Origin of the sequence: Sphingobacterium sp. xlx-130 (genome assembly GCF_011007405.1) — a bacterium.
Lineage (GTDB): Bacteria > Bacteroidota > Bacteroidia > Sphingobacteriales > Sphingobacteriaceae > Sphingobacterium > Sphingobacterium luzhongxinii.
Window position 1 is genome coordinate 19102 of the sequence record NZ_WFKN01000012.1, and the last position, 22711, is coordinate 41812.

Here is a 22711-nt window from a genome sequence, read left to right on the forward strand (position 1 = left end):
GATTTAACCAACGATTAATCCCAGCCTGGATTTTGTTCCAATTTATTATTATCGACTATATCCGCGTTTGCAATTGGTCTAAAGTACTTTTTGTCTTCAAATCTTCTTTCTTCGTCTATACGCCATATGATATGACCTTTAGTTCCTTCGGACAGCTTGGCTGCTTTATCATCTACTACAAAGTACACCACCCCTGGCGTGGTCTTACTCGGAATAGACTTCACAAAACATACATCAGGCGTATTATTACCGTCCAGATCCATTTCGATATTCATTCCAGGTACATATATCCCCTTCCAGTCCATCTCCAACAATTTTCCTTTACGCCAGCGTAACAGATCGTCATACCTTAATCCTTCGTACACCAATTCTATTCCACGTTCACGTCTCACTTCCATCAGGTATTTATCAGACACTTCTGGAAAATAAACCTTTTGCATGTAAAGATCCACCGCCATTGGTACCGCGGGATTCACCCCTGCGCGCTTGCGCAGCGCACCTATAGTCTCCCCCCATATCACATCGTTCATCAAGCCCAGCTCGGCCTTTGCCTCTGCATAGTTCAATAGTATCTCAGCATAGCGCATCATCGTTATCGAATTGAATCCCTCGGCTACACCATCCAAGCGCTTATCGTCCAAGCTGAACTTATGGATATGATAACCTGTAAACGTATACCCAAAGTTTGGAGGAGCTGCCGATCCATCCGAACGTTTATAGCCAAGCGAGCGCACCGACTGCCCCAATCGCGCATCCCTCCCTTTCATCTCCTCCTTAAACTCCAATTCGTCGTAACCCGCTTTATCCGTAAAGCGCGTACCATCAGTATTTAGATACGTATTTACAAACTGCTTATTCAATCCCCAACGTGCCCCATAGGTAGCCGAGTTAAATTTCCAGGTGATCTCGTGCCAGCGCTTCAATGCATTATTGAATGTATTTGCCCACATGACCTCTGTCGACACCGGATTTTCACTGATAAAAAGTGTCCTATAATCCGAATTCGGTTTTCCCGTATTATAAACCGCATATTGCTTACTATCGATCACTTCCTTCGCCGCCTTTGCAGACTCTTCCAACCATTTGTCCGCTGAAGATTTCAACCCTAAATTATCATGGTATTTTCGGAAAGTACCTTCAAAAAGACATATCCTGGACTTCAGTCCTAAAGCCACCCATTTAGTAATCATACTCGACGAGTTATCTTTATTCGTTCTGATATTTGCTATCGCAAAGTCAATATCTGCCAATACCGAGTCCATGACCAGTGACCTTGGATCTTGCTTCTTATAGAGATCCGGATCATCCGTAGCAAGCGGTTTACTGTACCAAGGCACATTACCATAGGTTTTCACCTTATCAAAATAAAAGTAAGCCCTAAAAAAGCGAGCTACCCCTGCATAGTGCTTCCTCGCTTCTTCCGGTATAGCCACATTGTCGTAGCGTGATAGAAAGTAGTTTACGTTCCGCAGCTTTGTCCAATCCCATTTGCCCTGATCCACTGGAGAAAAATTACCAGCAATAAATGTTGGCGAGTTATTTTTAGACGTATAGTCTCCCATCTCATCAGCCTGTACAATCGCTAGTCCATTCGGAATAAAATCCTGATAGAAAGAATTGGTATACAACTGTAAGTCCGCTTCCGTGTTAAAGAAAGAAGCCGGCACCAGCTTATCAAAAGGCTCCTTATCCAGAAAATCCTTACAGGAGCTGGCCAACACAACAGTTGTCAACAGACCCAATATAAATTTTGTTTTCATCCGATTCATCACAAAAAAATTCAAAATATCCAGTATCCTATTACCCATTAAAATGTTAAGTTTATCCCTATCGTTGTACTCTTCAACATAGGATAGGCATATCCCTGTCCCGATCCATTGGTCAGGTCACCATTAGTTTTTGGCTTTTCCATTACCTCTGGGTCAAAGTTGTCCGTATGTTTGAATAGTCCCGAGAATGTAAATAAGTTCTGAGCCGTCACAAAGATCTGTGCATTGTTGATCTTCATTCTATTGACCCACTCCTTGGGCAGTGTATAGTCCACCGTCAATGTTTTAAGACGCAGATAAGACACATCCTGTAAATAGCGGGTCTGCGGAGCTCCCAGAGACCGGTCGGTTCCCAATGCAGTGTACCCCCTATAGCGTGGGAAATAGGCCTCCGGGTTCTCCTCGGTCCATATATCCTCCATCATCTTTGTCGGCTGATAACCGTATGGTCTATTGTACGGACCCCAGAAAAGGCCTGCCTCAGGCGCAAAATACCAATCCCGCTTACCTATACCTTGGAAGAAAGCAGACAGCCCTATACCATTCCAATTACCCGATAGTGTAAAACCATATTGGTACCTCGGACTATCGTTACCAATTATCCTACGGTCACCTGGATTATTCACCGTATTATCCCCATGATTGATAACATCATTATTATCCAGATCGGCAAACTTTAAGTCTCCAGGTAGCCAGACATTATTGTTTGAGTTTTTCAGGAATTTCTGATTAGCATGATTTTTCACATCTTCCTCCGATGTAAAGAATCCCAATGTTTCATAGCCCCAGATCTCACCGACTTGCTGCCCCACATAATAAGTAGATAATAGTTTATTCGGGTTATTAAAGCGCTCTATCTTTGACCTACTATCCCAAAGAGATCCGTTTATCCCCCAATTAAAAGGTTTTCCAGCCAGTTCAAACTGCGAGTTATAATTTGCCGTCAGCTCCCATCCCTTGGTCGACATATCCGCATAGTTGCCAAAAGGCACTGCTGCACCAAATACATTTGGCAGCGGCTGACCCGCTGTAAACATATCGTAGGTCATACGGTTGTACCAGTCAAAAGTAAAGTTTAGACTATTCCCAAAAACGCCCAGATCCACTCCAAAGTTAGCTGTCGTAGAGCGCTCCCAGGTCAGACCATCCGGGATCACACCAGGCAATTTTGTATAGTTTGTCTGTACGCCATTCAGCACGACCGACGTTTTGCTTACCCCCATCTGCTCTAGGTATCGATATGGAGCCACATTTCCATTTCCGAGCGAACCATAGGATGCCCGCAATTTAAAATTACTTACCACAGGTTTTAACGGGTCAAAAAATCCTTCATTAGATACAATCCAGCCTCCCGATACCGATGGAAAGAATCCGTAGCGTTGATGCTCAGGAAACTTAGAAGACCCATCATAGCGACCATTAAGTTCCAACAGATACCGATTATCATAAGCATAATTCAAGCGATAAAATACACCCAGATAGGCCCATTCGTTACCCCCACCAGTTATATTGTAATTCAACCCGTCCATCAGATTGAAATCAGGTTTCGATTCGACCAGGATACCATCACGCTGTGCACGTAGCATTTTTGTTCGCGATGACTCTACGTTATAGCCTATCAACACATTCAAATCGTGCTTATCAGCAAACTTATTCACATAATTTGCTGTAATATTACCTGCTAGATAGGTTGTGTTTTCATTCCACTCCCGCAACAAAGACCTTCCAAATCTCGATATTACACCGGGCGAATTACTGTAGTCCATATAATTGTTGGTACGTACCTCGTTCTCCCAAGTCCTTCCATACGTCATATCCCCTTTTAGTGTCAGACCTTTCACAGGTCTTACGATCAGTCCTGCGGTATTTCTTAGCACCGTATTATTCAGATCTGAAGCATTATTACCTTCCATAAAAGACGCTACCCCTGTATACACGGCCGTATGCGTATAGGTACCGTCCGGATTATAGACTACAGCCATTGGATATCCCTGATGTTCAAACTGACGCCATATATTCCCATCGCCGTCCGCAAACATCGGGTAGTGATAATCGTAGGTACTCAACTCGGTATTGTTCTGAAAAGTAATCCAATCGTTGAGTTTCACATCCCCTTTAGCCCGTAAATTGTACTTATTAAATTTGTCCGGGTTATACTTAAATATACCGTCCTGATGATAGTACCTACCCGACAGATAATACGATGCCTTATCTCCCCCTCCTGACACACTCATCGCCTGTTCAGTAGCCGGCATGACATCTTTATAGATCATATTGTACCAGTCCGTATTACCGAAATACTCATACCTATTCTTCACCGGGTTAAATACAGCCTCCTCACCGGTAGGATTTTCTGCGTATTTTCCCAATGCTTCTAGATATTCCAAAGAGAAAGGATATATATTATTGACCGATATCGGTGTAGACTTATAGTCATACCAGGCATTGAAAGAATCGTTAAAATTTTTAGCCCATTGGTAGCCGTTAGTCACTAGCTTAGGTTCTACCGTGCGTTGATTAAAGGAGTAATTAGAGTTTAAGGTTACTTTTGCCTGTCCTTTAACCGGATTTTTGGTGGTGATCAGTACCACCCCAAAGGCAGCTCTCGAGCCATATATTGCAGCAGACGACGCATCCTTCAATACGGTCACCGATTCGATATCGTTCGGGTTGATCATATTTGCGTCGCCTTCCACACCGTCGATCAGTACCAAAGCCGATCCCCCGGCACCTATCGAGGTTGTACCACGCACATTAAATTCGGCGCCACGAGTAGGACTACCGTCCACCATTTTGAGGTTCAGGTTAGGTAGCGTGCCCTGTAGCATCCGGCTTAGATTAGGGGCCGGTCTATTTTCTAATACTTCAGAGGATACCTGCGATACCGCCCCCGTTAGGTTAACCTTCTTCTGTGTACCATACCCCACGACCACCACCTCATCCAGATCGTTCTTGTTGTCCAAGGTAAGGAGGATATCCGTCCCGAAGTTGACTTCAAAATCTTTCGTCGAAAAGCCCACACAACTAACCGTCAGAACCACTTTAGCGCCATTCGTATGGTTAAATTCAAATTCCCCTTTCGCATTCGTACTCACATTCAACAGCGTACCTTTGATCGACACATTTGCATGCGGAATAGCCCTTCCACTACCATCCACCACACGACCAGCCACTTTCTGCTGCTGCCATTCTACCGTTCTCCCCTCTTTAATCGATGAGCCTAGCTCCATAGCCTGGAGATTTTGGGACATAGCTATCCCTGCCAATAAAAAAATTGGAATTCGCTTATTCATGATTTATTGATATAAATTATAGGCTTAGTTCTATTTTCAGATGCTTGTCGCTACGCACATAGGTAGACACCACTTCATAGGATAATTTTCGTTGACCGTCATCCGCTATTAGGATCTGCGAAGACTTCGGTTGCAATACAATACTTTTAGTAGCCTTTCCATCCACAAGTTTTAGCTCAAAATACAGGTCCGAGTTGTTTTGCAGCTCATAATACTTACTGCTCGCTTTCTTAGCATTGGTTTTGGTATAAAATGTCGGGCTCAACTTTACACAGGCGTGGAACAAATCACGTACATGTTCTTCCTTTCCAAAGAGGTAGTTGCTCGACCAGGCCACCGTATTACCCGCTTCCAAAGCCGCACGTATCCCTTCAGCCGATCGATCTTTCGCCATCACCAGAGTCATGGTACGATGTACGCCGGCACGTTCGATATCATATTCATGCGCGATCAAGTTATGGATATCCGTATTGCCGATAACGGTTAGATTTCTATCCAAAGCCCAGTCCAATGCTTTTTTATGAAAACCGAAGCCATTGACCACCTCTATACCGTGCAGATGCTTGTCTTTATACATTTTATCCACGAATGGAATCCATTCATATGATCCTTCTATCTGCGTAGCTTTCCAACCCGGATGGTTCCAGAAGATAAAAGCCTTTTGATCCACGACCGCCTGAATAGCCTGCTTATCCAATTCCGATTCCCTGGACACGACTAGATTCTTATCGTCTTGTATAAATAAAGCATTAAAGTGACCAGGAGGCGTGTTACGCGTTACCTCTGTACCTTTGATCAAAAGGATGTTCTGTTCTTCTGCCATATTCTTGGCCAGTTCATGCGGACGTAGATTACCTGGTTTTACATCGTCTTTATGCGGCATATACTCGACATGCTCCGTAAACGAAATCGCATCCAAGCCCTCTTTCCAGGCCTCTTGCACCCGTACATTGGGCCATACGTGTCCATCGGTAAATACCGTATGCATATGAAAGTCACACTTCAATACCTGTAAGCCATTTACATCGGGAATATCGATTAATTTGCGTTGTTTCGGGTAGCGTAATTCGTTGAGTTTCATTATACCGGCATCATCCTGTGCCATAGCTACCCCTGCTAGCATTAACGCTACGGCAGTCAGAAGTAAAGTTTTCTTCATACTAACTTATCAATTTTGGCACAAAAATATTGAGCCTACATTACGATAACATTAAATAAAGATACTTTTCAGGTTAATTTTAATATTTGTTTTTGATCAAATTACAATCAAAAACCCAATATACATGGTCTTCGGTATTATAAACACTATACCGAAGACCATCGTAAGGAATAGCTATCGCTCATTCTGCTTCATCCCAGTTATCTGAATAACCGAGTTCGGAAATGGCAACGCATATCTATTTTCATTAGGTAGCAATTCTATCGTGCGGCCGTCTATGGTTCGAGTAAGTGTTTTTTGCAAATCCACCTCCGTATTCAATCTCTTAAGGTCCATCCAACGCAGATCCCTCATCAACAGCTCCTTTCTTCTCTCATCCAATACCAACTTTAGTGCTTCCCTAGCATTTGCCGCCTGTTTTTCAACAAATTCGCCCGTTACATACCTTTTAAGCAATAACGCATTAAGCACTTCCAATGCCTTATCAGAATCCCCCATTCGGGCGAGGCATTCCGCCTTGGTCAAGTACACCTCATCAACTGATATCCCGGTAAACAGGAGACTAGACCCCGTGTAACCTCCACAATAAGCCTTTGTGCCATCCTGATTTTCTTTAAAAAACAACACTTTTCTACGGTCATGTTCTTCGTACAGATCATACAATTCCGATGGGATCTTCAGAACCGTGAGCGACGGAAGGCGCGAAGAGCCATAAGTATAATAAATCAGCTCCACATTATACGTAGGAATAGGGTATCTCAATTTTTCATCCAACTCATTATAATCCATCAATCGATTACTCAGCGATAAACACATATCGGCATATAACTCAGCCTTCTCATAGTTCTTCATCGCCAGATACATCCGAGACAAAAATGCATATGCAGCCCACTTACTACCTCTCATTTGGTGCGCCGGAAATTCGGGTAAAAGATCTACCGCTTCCAAGGCATCTTTTTCTATCTGTCGATAAGTTTCTTCAAGAGAAGACCTAACAGATTTATCATTAAAGTTTGATGAAAGCCTCAACGCCAATCCCATATTACCAGCTGCAGTCCCCTTATCATATTGTTTCGTAAATGTTGTAGCGAGAATTAAATACGTATATGCCCTTACAAATAGCGCCTGCCCTCTTATCTCTCTCCTTTCTCCTGCATCCCCGGTTTCCGGTAGGTTTTTCAGCTCATCGAGGACCACATTCGTAACATTTATCCGCTTATACAACACCTCATACACATTTTCCGAGGATATCTCTGCCTCCCAGGTGTACGTATTCCTCAAAGAAGAAGATTGTGCGTCAAAATCCTTTTGGTCCAGATAATAGTTGTCGGCACTGGCCTCACCTAGTCCACCACCAACATAATTGAGCTGAAAATAGTCATCCAATAGTGCTCTAAGAGCTTTCAGCGAATTTGGCGTAGCCAGTTTCTTATCCGGCTTAGTCTCCAGTAGCTTTTCACAACCCGTCAAGGCTGTCAACAGTATTATTCCTAAAATATATACAATAGATTTCATTTCTTTCATTTTAAAGGTTAATATTCACACCGATAGAAAAACGTTTAGCACTGGGCAGATTCTCTATGAAGTCAGGGTCATAAGGAGTTTTTGCTGCCTTCCACAGAATTCCAAGATTCTCTCCGTTAGCAAATACCCTTATGTTCATACGTCTATTTCCTACGGTGATGGGATTAACCGCATAATCTAGACGGATATAATTTAGCCTAATGTGATCCGCTTTATAAACATCAGGGTTTATACTTTTATACACAAGATTTTGATATGAATTCAACGGGTATACAAATTTTGGGACATTCGTAAAGTTTTCGTCACCAGGTTTTTGCCAGCGGTTTTTAAAATTCCCACTACCATTGGCTATACCCAAAGCCGCTATAGTACCAAATCCTACTTTTGGCCCTTGGTAGTGATGTCCGAGTTTATAGGTCAGATTAATACCTAGACTTACTCTTTTATAAGAGAATGTATTCGTAAAAAATCCATAAGCCACCGGTACCGTAGACCCCGCATACACAAGATTAGAATAATGAGAGTTGTAAATATCCACATAGTTTGTACTTTCCTGACCATCCAAAGAAAACACAGGTTCACCTTTATCGTTCACTCTCAAGAAAGGAAACAATACAATTTGATACAGCGGTTGTCCCACTTGAGGAGATATAGACCCCCCATCCGTAGTAAAATCACGAGCAGATTGTGAATCATTGAAATACTTAGTAACCTTAGATTTAGTATAGTTAAAAGCAATATTACTATTCCATTTGAATGCCTTATCAATAATTTTCGCGCCGACATTCACTTCCCATCCATAACCCGCCATATTAGCGACGTTTTTGCTGATTGTCTTTCCCACACCTGCAGTGAGGTCCATTTCAGACGGACCATATAAATCGATTCCTTTCTTTCTGTAATAATTTACATTACCATAAACCCTATCTCTTGATGACCCGATATCAAAACCGACATTAAACATGGCTGATTTTTCCCATCTCAATTCCGGATTATTATATTGTGTAATATTTGCCTTTTGGAAATTTGTAATATATGCCGTTCCATATCTTATGATAGAGACCGCCGAAAGAGCCTGGTTTACCAATCCACTTTTACCGTAGGTAGCTCTTAATTTCAAATACGGTAGCCCCTTATCTTTGTAAAAACTCTCTTCAGAAATATTCCATGCCCCCCCAATAGACCACAAAGGTTGCCATTTATCGTTGGTCTCTAGTCCAAAGAGATTAGACGCATCCTGTCTTGCACTTGCAGACAATACATATTTTGACTGATACGTATAACTACCGTTAAAATACTGCGAAATAAAATTATTCTGTGTCGAATTATACTCTTCGTCCGACGGTATATACCTTCTATCCCCATACACAAAATCCTGGTATAAAAGATTATAATTGATATCGCTGGTTGTCAGTACTTCTTCATCAAAACCATAGGTCAAAAACCGATATCCATCCGCTTTGATCGTTCTAATCTCTCCCCCTACGACCGCATCGACTTGATGATCTCTCCATTTTTTCGCAATATTCATTTGCAATCGATAATTATTAGCGACCAACTCATTTTGCGAATTTCTCAATATACTTCCATAAGGTATATTTCGTTTTATTTTTCCACTAATAGGATCTAGCTCACTAAACATATTAATCAGATCTCGCGCATAATACCCTTCCACATTATTGGTAAGCCTGTTACGCTCATTCTGTCTATCCACATTATACATCAGATTAAAGTTTAGCCAATCGAAAGCCTTATAGTTCAGGTCAAAACTAAAATTGTAGTTTTGAGAAAACCCACGGTTTCTATTAAACTTATATTCTGCATAGGGGTATTTATTCCAATCCAGCAAATCATAATCTTTCACGGTCTCCAAATAGAAAGGATTTAGGCCTGGCATAGCTAGCGCATTTTTATCCTCATCGTATAGATTAATATATGGTTTTAACTGCCCATAGCCTTCCCTTCCGGACCTACTGTTACGCTGCGAATAGTTCAATCCCATATTGAAATTAATAGCATTGGACAACTTATAAGTAATATTGTTTCGCAGGCTCAGCCTATCCCCATAGCTTTCCAGTGAGCTACGAGATTTATCATACCCCACTCCCATAAAAAGAGATAGTTTATCCCATCCCGAGGTCAAGTTCAATGCATATTGTTGATTCAACGCATTTCTATACACACCGTCCATGTATTGCTTTCTGTTATCAATCCCGCGCAACTTGTCCAGTTCTATCGCTAGAGCTTCATCACTTAGCTTCGTTTTATCCTTATTATTGGCGATCAACATCGCTACCACCGGAGAGATATAAGATTTGGATCTTAAGTTTTCCGAATTTTTATAGAGACCCGCTTTATACAATTCGACTTCCAGGTCGATCACCTCCGAGCTCGACATCAGATTATAATAGTCCAGATCAGGCTTTTGTCCGATCTGCGTACTATTACTAAAACTGATTGTACTCGGCGAGTTTAGTTTCCCCTTTTTTGTCGTGATTACGATCACACCATTTCCGGCGCGTGTTCCCCAAATTGATTGTGCTGCCGCATCTTTTAGGAGCGTAATATTCTCTATGTCGTTAGGATTTATATTCTCTATATCCCCCTCATATGGAAAATTATCCAATACCACCAACAGATCCTTCTCACCTTTGATGGTACTAAATCCCCTTAGGGCCAATGCAGGACGATTGAGAGCATTGTCAAATAGCAATGAAGTTGTCCCCTTCAATCGATCAATAATATTGGAGCCCACCAATTGGTTAATCGTATTATTATCTACAATTTCAAAACTACCTGTAGCCCTCTCCTTAGGAATTTTTTGGTACCCTGTACTTGCCACCACTTCTACCGAAGACAACTCCGAAACAAAAGCCCGCATCCGAATTAGCTTTACACCGTCAGATACCTTTCTTTGCTCCACCCGATGTCCAAGACAACTAATCACAATTACGGCATCCCGGTCTACATTGTCAAACGAAAAATAGCCCTCCTTATCCGTTTGTGTTATCCTATCCGTCCCTTTGATCCTCACCGTTGCACCGGATATAACACTTCCGGCACTATCTACCACTTGTCCCGTCACCTTGGACTGCAAAAGCCCGTCACTCTCTATTTGAAGTATCTCCCCTTTTGGCGTTTGGCTTTTAGAATGCAGCACCACATATTCTTGATATATTTTATATGTTACAGGTTGGTTTTCTAAAATCTGATCCAAAGCCTCCTTCAGATTTAATCCACGTATATCGATATCAACCTCTTTAGCATCCTTTAGAAGATCCTTTTTATAGAAAAACACGTAATCAGACTGTTTTTCTATCATTTCAAAAGCTGTTTGAAGCGTTCCCTTTTTTACCTTAAATGAGAATCGCTGAGCATGCCCCTCGACAAAGCTCAACATCACAAAACAACACGATATTAAGATAGTAAGTTTCATTATCAAAAAAATGCTTGCCTTAACCTTTTTGCACGACAGGTCTACCCGGCCTCTTTCTTTACCGAAAAAATTCATAAATTAGTTTTTAATTAGGTTTAAAATCTTGTTAACCACTCGATTTAGAAGCCATCCGTTCCAGACCGATTTGTTAGCAGCAGATCGGTCTTTTTAGGCTTCCACATGTTACACTTTTTTTCTCTTCATAATTCTTAGTTTTTTTTCTATCAGTTCTACTTTTACCTCTTCGGTCAGTTCCAGTATTGTAATCAATTCCAGGAGACTTATTTTTTTACTCAGTTTTAAGACAAACTCCATATCCAAGGGCTCCACATATTCCACATCTACTCCATACCAGCGTTCTACTTCATCCATCAATGCACCCAGTGTGATAGACGAGGTAGAGAAAAAACCATCTTTCCAAGCCATTATTTCGACCAGATTAACATTTTTCAAGAGCCTGCTGCTATGATCAGACCTATATTCCAACTGCTGTCCCGGATACAAAACAGTTGCTCTATTTTCTTTTCCCACTTCGACAGCCCCCTCCACTACTGTAGTCTTTATCAAATTTCTATTCTGATACGAATTAATATTAAAACAAGTACCTAACACCCTTACGTCCAAACCATATACATCGACCACAAATGGCTTTCCTTTATCTTTGGCCACCTCAAAATACGCTTCCCCGTTCAACTCTACTCTTCTCTCTTGCTTGGCAAATGAAGTCGGGTAGCGGAGTTGCGACATCGCATTTAGCCAAACGCGACTTCCATCAGGGAGCAACACCTGAAAAGTACCCCCTACAGGAGTTTGCATGGTATTATAAAGAATCTCCCCTCCTTCCGATGCGACACTTGCGTACACGATACTACCATCATCCATTTTCGTAATTTGGAGTTTTCCGTCATATATGGATACCCCTTGAGTCAGTGTATCCAATAACACCTTTCTACCATCCCCCAGTGTCAATATCGCCTTATTACCACCTGCAGGTATATTATATTTTGTGCTCACAGCCCTACTTTCTGCCGTATCATCAGCATACCATACCGTCACGAGCCACGACGAGATCAGAAAGATTACTATGCTTGCGGCAGCAGTAACAGCCCACCTTCGCATTAACCTTATTTTTTCATGTCTTCTTAGCTCCTTGAGTTCTTCCCTTTGATAGCCCACCAAATACTTTAGGATAGCCTCTTTGTCTAGATCCACTATCGTTTCATTCTGCCCTTCCATTTCCCGATCATATAACGAAGCCATCAAGAATTGGGCATCTTCACTATTATTAGAATCAGCTATCCAATTAAAGAACTCCACCCGTTCCTCATCAGACGCAGTCTTACGACAATAATTATCAAATAAATAAATTATCCTTTCGTCTATCATTGGTTAATTAGCGTAAAATTCGAATCCTAATCATACTAAAGACAAACAGATTTCGAAAAGTGGTAATGGAAAATTAAAATTTTGTAAAATAAATTGATGAAAGAATCAGCAAGAGTATGCCTCCTTCCTTTCCTTTCAATTGATTTCTGAGCGTTCGTTGCGCCAGATACATATGTTTGCGCACCGTTTCAACAGAAAGATCAAGAAACTGTGCGATTTGTTCATACTTCATTTTTTTCATCTTGGCCAGTTTGAATACCCTTTGTTGCTGCAGGGGAAGTTTTTCTATTTCTTCCTCCAACAGCTTAAAATACCTTTCCCTCTCCTTAGGATCGTCCGATTGTTCAGACCTTTCCGTTAGCTGCGTCAGATGCATTTCCAGGGACTCAAACATCAGACTATCTTTAGCCTTTAGTTTGAGTTGATTATAAATCCTATTCCTTGTTATAATAAAAAGATAATCCTTAAAGCTCTCTACGTCAGCCAGACGTTCGCGTTCTACCCACAGGCCCAAAAAGACTTCCTGCACCAAGTCTGCGGTAGAATCCTGATCTTCCAGGAGTCTGTATATATAATTACCCAAGGCTCTATAATAGTGCAAGAAAAGACGTTCAAAACCATCATGATTCCCTTTACTAATTGCTTTAAGCAATTCTCTTTCATCTTGCATACCGGTTATCGTCAGCTTCATAATCTAAGAGACAGTGAGTAATAAAGGTACAATTTTAAAATAAAGTTAAAAAAACAATCCAAGAGCTATCCGTACAAACTACGTTTCATCAATCGATATTTAAGCTAAAACTTCCTTACACATTACTCCCTTTTGCAGAAACAAAAAACAGCAGTAGACCGAGTCATACTGCTGTTTTTTATAATAGATTGATCCCAAACTCTACTGTTCAAGATCCCTAAAGACACTAAGATTAGTTTAAATTTTTAAGCCCAACATTTACTTTACCGTAAATACAGTTGCAACACCGCGCTCGCCCTCATGATCAAACTTACCATTATCCGACGGAAAATTAACGACGCCCTCTCCCTTTACCCAAGCCGTAGAGGATCCACCCCCATCTAGATTGATTGCTTGCGTACAGCCCAAGGCTCCCATCAATTGAGATAGCTGTGGAATTGTCAGGCCCTGTGACTGTGATGAACGGCCATCAACCACCACTACGATCATCTTCTTCTCGGGAGTAATACCTAAAGCGGTACGCGGGTGCCTCGTCGTGTTAAAATCCACCACCAGTTGCCCGAGTTCCTTTCCATCCAATAACAACAGTGGTCCTGCGGCCAGCGCTACCGGTTCAGTAAGCCCCTGCCAACCTGAAGCCGGCTTTCCTATTACCCGTGGTAGCCCTGTATTATCCAGTACCACGGCTCCATTCTCCCGATAAGCCGTAAACCCCGAAACGGTATTATTCACAACCTGTCCATCATTTTTAAAAAATACCGTAGACCCACCTGTCGTTGTATTAAAATAGCTTCCATTAAATGCTACCAGAGCATCTTTACTAGCCGCTGCGTCACTCGTCTTCAAAAAACCAGCCTTCACATAGGGAATCTCTATTTTTAGCCCTTTGGTCAAGTCAATTTCCAAAATATTAATGTACTGTCTCGATTCAAAAATCTGCGGAAATTGATAATATTTCCAGATCACACCATCAGACACCACTTTTGTTTTCCAATCCGCCTTCGCCAGTATATCTTTTAGATTATCTTTTTCAACCTGAGAATAATCGTAAGGCAACTGTGTTCCTTCCTCCTTCGCAGTACACCCGAAGACGAGAAAAAGCAACATTAAACTGTATAAAAAATTCTTTTTCATCTTTATCAAATTACAATGTTATTACTTGGTATTTTCGATCCACTTTAATTTAAAAGGCATCGGCATTCCGATCAACTGACGATCCTTATCGACCCGGACCATTTCCATATTACGGTACAGCAGCAATTGCCCTGTCATGTGGTCCACTTCAGCACAGGCCACATTACTCTTTCCCCAAGCAAACGGCCAGCTTTTAAAATACTTATCTGCGGCCATCTCCTTTACAAATACGAATCTGTTCTTTTCCTTCTTGGCAATCAGGATACGGTCATTGGCAAATAACAATAAGGTCCTATCCCAGATCACTCCTGTTTCAAAAGCACCTTCTTTCCAAGATACCGGCATTCCTATTACCCAATCGGGCCACTCGGCACGCGCCACGGTTTTCTTAGCGTGCTTTGCAACTTTCCAGAGCGTCTTGCCGTTGCGCACCCACCAGAAGTCACCGCCGTCTATAAAGGCCCGCGAATGCTTTACGTCCAGCTCATTCAAAAAAGGGAGCACTTCCAACCCCCGCTGGATTGAAAAAGAGCTGTTTTCTTTGTCCGTTCCATACACCAGGTTATCCCGGAGATAATAGGTCGTATCTTGATGCGTCCACACCGCTTCCGGTGTAAGCCAAGCTCCTTTCAATACAAACTTCTCATTATCTGCCTGTCCATTAAAAATCCCCACATAATCCAGTTTGTCCGTATCCTTAGGCCGGATACTTCCCTCGATAGAAAAACGAGCCTCCAGTCCATCGTATTCGCGCAATCGCGCCGCAACAGCTATCGCATGCCAATGGTTAGACACGACCAATACCGTATCTCCAGGCTGCATAATGATCTGATCCTTTTCATCGCGAAGTATTCTGCTAAACACATAATTTTGGACGGTTGTCTTTGCATTCTCTTCCTTGTAGATTTTATGTCGATCCACTCCTCTAGCGACCAGTCCTTGCTGCATCACAGAGGCCTCACAGATACCTGAGCCATGCGCTCCACAGCCCCCACTCACAATAATCTTTTGGATAGGTTGCGTTTGGTACAGCCGCGCTGCTATCCCAATGCGCTCTTCCAACACCTGCGGGTCTGCCGATCCCAAGACCAGCATGACGGTCTTGGGGTCGGCTGCTATACATAGCTTTACCGACAAGCCCCAACAAATAAATAACCAGAATAACTTCTTCATCACGGTCTACTTTACTTTAGCTCCCATTACTGTCAAAGTTCGCGATTCGCCATTCATATCCTTTGCAATAGCCTCATTCAGCACCGGGTTATAAGTCTGTCCTATACCCGTCAGGCTGGTACCTGTCAATCCATAAACCAATGCCGGATTATTGGCACCAATAGGCAGGTAACCTGTACTCAACATCGAAGAGGGTGTAAATACCGCACCTGCTACAATTGTTCCCGCATCTCCATAAACCGAGGCCGTAGTAATAGCATTCTTAATCACAGGGATCACCGCTGCGTTATCCGTATGGGCATCCACATCTTTTGAGTTACCCGCCTGCTTATTCCCCGATATGATTGAATTAATGACAGTCAGGTTATTCACCTTATCACGTCGATACACCCCAGCACCTGGACCGACGATTTCATTCCCTGTTATCGTACAGCTTATAATGTCCACGGTAGTTCCACCATACTGCATTACTGCGCCACCGCCGTTGGCCGATGTACTCTTATTTCCGACCAAAAGACAGTTGACCAATAGCGCGTTTGAATTCTCCCTCACATAGACACCAGCACCATAAGATGTGTTGCTGTTATTCATGACCTGCGAGTTGTACAAAGAGATACTTGCATTGGGGTAGCCATGTACAGCACCCGCCGTTCCTCTCGCATAGTTGCCATTAAATTGACATCGATAAGCCGTCAGACTGGCATCGGCCACCCATACCCCACCGCCATTATTATTGTTATTGGAGTTGTTGTTCACCTTTGAGTCTTCCATCGTTACCTTTGCTCCGGCAAAAACATACATTCCAGCTGCATATCCCACCGTTCCTCCGCTATTAGAGGCCTCATTCGCTACAACTTCCACCTGTTTCAAATGCACGATGGTATTCGCTATCAGCATTCCACCACCATGACCGCGGTTATACTGTACACTATTGATACTCACATTGCTTCCTCTATTCGTTGCTTCTCCCCCACGGATGGTGAGACCTTCTAAATACACCTTCGACTCGTTATCCAGCGGCGCGGTCACCGTGACCGTATGATAGGCCTTTTTACCTGCTGCTATAGTCCCGTCCAAGATCGTTTTATAAAGCGCTGCGTTAGGCTTAGCCCCAGGTAGAGCGTCCGCTGCAAAACCACCGATCAAGGATATATTTTTCGAAATTTCAAAAGTACGATCCGCCAGTAGGTTTGCATCTCCGTTACGGATAGTCTTTGATGGCACGTACACGCCTTCCGCGAGATAAATTGTACTATTGGTTGTCGCTTTCTCTATTGCCGTGTTCAGGTCCGTAGCTGTATTCCAGGATTTACCATCGCCCGTACCATCCGTCTTTACGTAAAATACAGGCACTTTACCCGACTCCTGTACCACCAGCACCTGCCTGGTTGTCTCCGCATTGGTACGTACGATCACCATTCCCGACCGTTCGTCGTCGGTATTCGTAACGATGGAAAAACCGATACGTTGCTTTCCTTTTTCGTATACCGTTGTATCCAGTACGATCCACTCGGCATCCGTTTCCACCTGCATCGTTGTGTTGGATAACACCTCAAAATTATAGGTATTCGCCTTACTACCCACCTCCATATATTCCGTTCCGATCAGCAGTTTTTCTTCAAAGGCCTCTTTATCTTTCTTACAGCCTGTTACTCCTATAAAAAGAAATAAGCCCAGCAGTATATAGTTTATTATGTTCATTACAATATCATCTTTAAATTTACAATCACCGCTTCCATACAAACAGATTACTCGTCCCATTTTGGGTTTTGGCGCAGGTTTTCATTCAACAACAATTCTTCCGAAGGGATAGGCGCTAGGTAATCCCTATCCTCTCTAAACTTACCGCCATCCACAAAAGGATCTATATTTCCGAAATCACTATTTCGGTTACCTGTCAACGGATCGCGCAACGTGCGTTGTCTGATATTCACCATCGAAGTCACCGATGAAGGAGCGCCAGAAGTACTTCCCGTATGCACAAACACATCCGCTAGTCCATCTCCCGTAAAATCATAAGCCCCCACTCCCGGAAAATAAACGCCAACAATAGGCTGCATCACCTTTTGACCTTCTTTCCAGCGCATCAGATCGTCCCAACGGAACCCTTCATTAAATAATTCAGCCCTACGTTCCCTTCTGATTTCCAAGATTACCCCCTGCATGCCATGGTCATTTTTCACGTTCGGGTACATCGCCATCAAGTAGGGGTCTGGATTTGCGTTCGCCTGCGCCATATCCAGGTTAGGCATCCCTGCCCGCGCTCTCAATCTATTGATCGAAATATTCAGATCTGCCTGCGTTAAGGTCCCTAACTCCGCCTTCGCTTCCGCCAATACCAGCAATGCTTCCGCATAGCGGAATAAGATAATATCAAAATAAGCGCCCGATGTCGTCCACTGTGCGCGGTCAGGAAGCGCTTTGATCAAGCGATAGCCCGTAGTTGTTATGGAGAGATTTACCGGTTCATTTTTAGTCTCGCCGTTCACCCTAAATTCAGGTCCCGCCGTGGTTTGAGTCAATCGTGGATCCCGGTTTTGCATCTCTTCAAAAAAGCCCATGGTCTTGTAATTGGGCCTATCCGTAAATCGTGAACCATCGCGCATAAGGTAACTGTTTATCAAATCTTTTGGCACCCCATACGATCCCTGTGTCGCCGAAGTAAATGAATTGCCTAGCGAGTGTACCTTCAGTCCCAATTCATAATCTACCGCCAATAGGGTCTCCGTATTATTCTGATTATTGCGTGCGAATAGATTTCTATACGCCCCTTCGGCTCCACCCTCTGTATATAAAGAATACGCATTGGTCGTGATCAATGCCTGCGCCGCATCTGCAGCCAATATCAGGTATTGATCAGCTCCCTCGAGGCCATGATACTTGCGAAAAGTTCCCTCAAACAGCGCCACACGGGCTTTCAACAACATGGCCGTATAGCGTGTGATCAGGTTTACTTGCTTTTCAGCGGGTATATTAGCTATGGCAAAGTCCAGATCAGCCATCACCGAGTCCATCACCAAGGCCCTCGAATCCCGAGCTTTATACAGTTCCGGATCCTTTGCATCCAGTACACCACTATACCAAGGCACATCGCCAAAAGTCTTTACCTTATCGTAATAGAAATACGCTCTGAAGAAACGGGCTATACCGCCGTATTTAGCTTTAGCGGCCTCATCTTTCACCTTATGATAGTTCCCTAAGAAATAATTTATCTTACGCAGGCCAGACCAGTTCCAGCCCCCCGACCGCCGACCTACCGGAACCACCCTCGAACCCCTTACTCTTGGCGCTGGATTCAGCGGCATCAGGTTGTCCGAAGCAGCATCTTCTGTATATACCGATGTCCAGTCGTCCCCTTCGTAGTCCTTAGAAAACGCTTTGTAAAAATCATTCGTTGCGACCTCCAGATCTTTAGCCGTATTAAAAAAATAAGGAGCCTCCACCTGATCTTCCGATGGTCTATCCAAGAAACCATCATCACATGAAGCCGACATTCCCCCTAAAACAATTCCGAATATTATTAATCTTAATTTCATGACTTTTCTCCTATTATAAACCCAACATTACACCAAAAGAATAGGTTTTTCCCATTGGATACACCCGTTGATCCCCCCTATCCGTAGCATCCTTAGGTGCAGAATAACTTACACCTGCACCCGCCTGCTCTGGATCGATGTACTTGGTCAATTTGCCAAAGCTCCAGGTAAACATATTTTCTCCACTAAAAAATACGCGTAGACGATCCACTTTAGCTTTACGCGTCCATTCTTGTGGCAGGGTATAGCCTACTGTCAAGTTTTTGACACGGAGAAAGCCTAAATTTGTCAGGTAATAATCGTTAAGCTCGTATAGGGAGCGTCTTGCCTGTAGCGAAGAATATCCTCTATAGATCTGTGGATACGTATTTTCCGGTTTATCCGGCGTCCATGCATTGTCGACCAAGTCCTTACGGATAAAGGACAGATAAGGTCTTTGGTAAGTTCCCCAGTACAGCTCCCCTGTCGGATACCAATCCTGACGTCCTACACCCGACAAGGCTGTAGACACATCAAATCCCTTCCATCGAGCATTGAGGTTCAAGCCGAATAAGTACTGCGGCATAGCGTTACCGATCTTTTCCAGATCCCCGTGATTGGCTAGCGTATTATCGCCCTTATTTATCTTCCCGTCTCCATTCAGATCCAAGTACTTAATATCTCCACCCCGGAGGTGATTCCATTCGCTATTCTGCATAATGTTCAACACATCATCATAGACCTGTCCAAGATTTGTGGACGGGTTATCAAACGAATTTTGGTAAGCAAAAGCCTCCTCATCCGATTGGAATTGACCATCGATACGGTATCCCCATATTTCCCCCAGGCGCTGTCCCTCGTAGTAGGAGCTCAGCAATCCCTTTGGGTTATTATATTTCGTAATCGTACCTTTAAAATTAGAGACATTCGCCGTCACATTAAACTGCAAAGGAGCACCCGCTACATCAAACTTATCGCGGTACGATACCGCAACCTCCCAGCCATCATTACGCAATGCTGCATAATTTTCACGCGGTTCACTGGCTCCAAATACACCTGGCAGTGGTTCTCCAGGTAGATACATACCTTCTACATTCTTGCGGTACCAGTCCGCATTGACAAATAACCGGTTGTTCATCAGACCGATATCGGCCCCTAGGTTCAAACTTTTTGTACGCTCCCAGGTCACCACACTCGGCAGTGGTGCAGGCATCTGTGCACCCGTCAGGGGCAAGCCACTGTTCAACCAGGAGATCCGTCTCACCGCCATCAGCTCTTTAAAAGTATTTACCGATACGGTCTGGTTGCCCAATGCCCCATACGACCCCCTCAGCTTGAGCGAAGACACATAGGGCTTTATCTCCTGCCAAAAGTTTTCTCTATCCACTTGCCATCCCAGAGAAAGCGACGGAAAGAATCCCCATCTGCTATCCGCCGGAAAGCGGGATGACCCATCATAGCGCGCATTGACCTCCATGAGGTATTTCCCATCGTAATCGTAGTTAAAACGACCAAAAAATCCCCGCACAGCCCAGTTTGTCGCACTCCCCGTCATTGCATTCATCACGGTAGACAGCGATAGGTTGGATAGATCCTCCAACAGCAGATCATCTCCTTTTACACCAATAAAATCCTGATCATACTCCTCCTGGTTAAAGCCCAGCAACAGTTTAAAATTATGTCTATCCGCTACCGAGGTATTATACGTCCCGAAAAAGTTCAAGGCATTATACTTATCTTTTGTACGCTGTTCTTCCAGACGGTTCAGTCCCACGGTCAGTGGATTCAAACGATTTCCGGACAGATAGGTAAAAGGATTCAGACGCAAGGCCAGACTTTTATTCTCGATACGGTTGCTGTAGTCAAAGTTAAACTCCAGTCCTTTCAGCGGACGAGCCACCACGCGAAACGTATTGGTAAATTCCTCCGTGCCGATATCGCGCCAGCTCTTACCCGAATACAGACCGGCATTGCCGCCCTGGCCACCCGATCCCGTACCGATATCCGTAGGTATACCATCTACAAAATTCGGGTAAAAAGGCATCAGGTTGTACCAGGTCGTCGTACTCCACAACCCACCAAAACCGTTCGAGAAGCCACCATAGTCTTTATCCCTCTCGTTTATAAACTGCACATTATTGGATACCTCCAACCAATCATAAGGTGTAAACACGATGTTAGCCTTCATATTATTACGGCCTATACCTGCATCTTTATTGATGTTGTTGATACTTTGTCGATCATACACCCTTCCCGATAGATAACCTTTCAACTTGTCACTACCGCCCGATATCGAAATGTTGTGAAAATTAGAAGCCTGATATTTACGGAACAAATAGTCCCACCAATCCGTCTGGTAGAAAAACTTGTTCGTACCATCCGGCTGCAATTCGTGAAAAGGCGCAATTTCACCTCTGGACACCATCTTTATCGCCTCCCAATCCATCTCATTATAGCGGGTATAGCTACTTCCGTTGTATCCATATATCGCTGCATCTACCGTCTTTCCATATACATAAGGATCGGTGATGTAATCCGTACGTGCCGCTGGCGTAGTCCAGGCAAAATTGTTCGAATAATTAATTTCCATTTTACCCGACTTGCCCGACTTAGTCGTTATCAAGATTACTCCAAAAGCACCCCGTGCACCATATATCGCCGAAGAAGCCGCATCTTTAAGTACGGTGACCGCTTCAATATCATTCGGATTGACCCGTGTGATATTTCCCTCTATCCCGTCGATCAGCACCAGCGGGTTTCCTCCGTTTATGGAGTTAAACCCCCTCACGTTGATATCCGGTGTAGCACCGGGGTCGCCATTATTGATCTGAATATTCAGGCCCGGCATCAAGCCCTGTAGTGTAGCGGCAATATTAGCATCAGGACGTAAAGCGATATCCTCGGCATTGATCTGCGCTACAGCTCCCGTCAGGTTAGCCTTCTTTTGCGTACCGTAGCCTACGACGACCACCTCGTCCAGATCACTGATAGACTCCAGCATCCGTATCAGCAGTTCTGCGCCCACTTTATAGGACACAGTCTTATCTTCATAGCCCAGTGCCGTGATCAGCAATTGTCCATCGGCCTGCACCACCGGCATTGTAAACGAGCCATCCGCTTTGGTCGCTGTAGCAATATTACTTTGCTGTATACGTACCGAAGCCCCCGCCAGGGGTTGCCCTCCACTATTCAGCACTTTCCCTTGGATGTGCTGTTGTTGCCCTTCGATCTCCTTACTTTCCAGCTCCGAAGCCTTTTTTATCAGTACAGTCTTGTTCTGCACCACATAGAATAATCCCCGCGGTGTCAGACAAGCATCCAACACCTTTTTCAGATCCATATTTTTTACATCCAGATCGATTTTATCCACCTCTTTGAGTTGACTGCTGTTATAAAAAAAATCGAGGTTGGTCTGCTCTTGGATCTTTATCAGCACATCGGCGAGCTCCGCCCGCTTCACCGACAAACTTACTTTTTGCGCATAGGTATTTCCATTTGCCTGCATGAAAAAGCCGATTAGCAAAAATGAATATAACTTCATCATTAGTAAACACGTTATCAATCGGCGGTGAGCTCCTCCGATTGCGGTAATATTTTTATACATTTGATAGGTATTTGGTAAAATATTATT

12 protein-coding genes are annotated in these 22711 nt (G+C 43.5%); all 12 read right to left on the reverse strand.

All coding sequences use genetic code 11. The features are described 5' to 3' along the window. Positions 1 to 14: 14 nt before the first annotated feature. Positions 15 to 1760, reverse strand: coding sequence for a RagB/SusD family nutrient uptake outer membrane protein (locus G7B18_RS17445; RefSeq protein ID WP_164111803.1), 1746 nt, complete (start codon positions 1758 to 1760; stop codon positions 15 to 17). Between the two features lie 47 nt (positions 1761 to 1807). After that, on the reverse strand, positions 1808 to 5062 hold the full coding sequence (locus tag G7B18_RS17450; RefSeq protein ID WP_164111776.1) for a SusC/RagA family TonB-linked outer membrane protein: 3255 nt from the start codon (positions 5060 to 5062) through the stop codon (positions 1808 to 1810). A gap of 16 nt (positions 5063 to 5078) precedes the next feature. After that, a complete protein-coding gene (locus tag G7B18_RS17455) occupies positions 5079 to 6221 on the reverse strand; it encodes an Sb-PDE family phosphodiesterase (protein ID WP_164111775.1) in 1143 nt (380 codons plus the stop codon). 174 nt (positions 6222 to 6395) lie between these two features. After that, positions 6396 to 7736, reverse strand: a complete 1341-nt coding sequence (locus G7B18_RS17460; RefSeq protein WP_164111774.1) for a RagB/SusD family nutrient uptake outer membrane protein — start codon at positions 7734 to 7736, stop codon at positions 6396 to 6398. Between the two features lie 10 nt (positions 7737 to 7746). Further along, positions 7747 to 11256 carry a SusC/RagA family TonB-linked outer membrane protein gene (locus tag G7B18_RS17465; protein WP_164123621.1) on the reverse strand — a complete coding sequence of 1170 codons (3510 nt, stop codon included), beginning with the start codon at positions 11254 to 11256 and terminating at the stop codon, positions 7747 to 7749. Positions 11257 to 11364: 108 nt separating this feature from the next. Then, positions 11365 to 12567, reverse strand: a complete 1203-nt coding sequence (locus tag G7B18_RS17470) for a FecR family protein (RefSeq protein WP_164111772.1) — start codon at positions 12565 to 12567, stop codon at positions 11365 to 11367. Between the two features lie 73 nt (positions 12568 to 12640). Continuing rightward, positions 12641 to 13258: an RNA polymerase sigma factor gene (locus G7B18_RS17475; RefSeq protein WP_240452897.1), complete on the reverse strand. Its 618-nt coding sequence runs from the start codon at positions 13256 to 13258 to the stop codon at positions 12641 to 12643. A 258-nt stretch (positions 13259 to 13516) separates the two neighbouring features. Next, positions 13517 to 14392, reverse strand: coding sequence for a phosphodiester glycosidase family protein (locus G7B18_RS17480; RefSeq protein WP_164111771.1), 876 nt, complete (start codon positions 14390 to 14392; stop codon positions 13517 to 13519). Positions 14393 to 14413: 21 nt separating this feature from the next. Continuing rightward, positions 14414 to 15565 carry a YdcF family protein gene (locus tag G7B18_RS17485; protein ID WP_164111770.1) on the reverse strand — a complete coding sequence of 384 codons (1152 nt, stop codon included), beginning with the start codon at positions 15563 to 15565 and terminating at the stop codon, positions 14414 to 14416. A 6-nt stretch (positions 15566 to 15571) separates the two neighbouring features. Further along, positions 15572 to 17266: a right-handed parallel beta-helix repeat-containing protein gene (locus G7B18_RS17490; RefSeq protein WP_164111769.1), complete on the reverse strand. Its 1695-nt coding sequence runs from the start codon at positions 17264 to 17266 to the stop codon at positions 15572 to 15574. A 47-nt stretch (positions 17267 to 17313) separates the two neighbouring features. Further along, complete coding sequence (locus G7B18_RS17495; protein ID WP_164111768.1) at positions 17314 to 19101, reverse strand: RagB/SusD family nutrient uptake outer membrane protein; 1788 nt, start codon at positions 19099 to 19101, stop codon at positions 17314 to 17316. 13 nt (positions 19102 to 19114) lie between these two features. Beyond that, entirely contained in the window at positions 19115 to 22624 is a 3510-nt protein-coding gene (locus tag G7B18_RS17500; RefSeq protein WP_240452898.1) for a TonB-dependent receptor, read from the reverse strand. Positions 22625 to 22711: the final 87 nt, after the last annotated feature.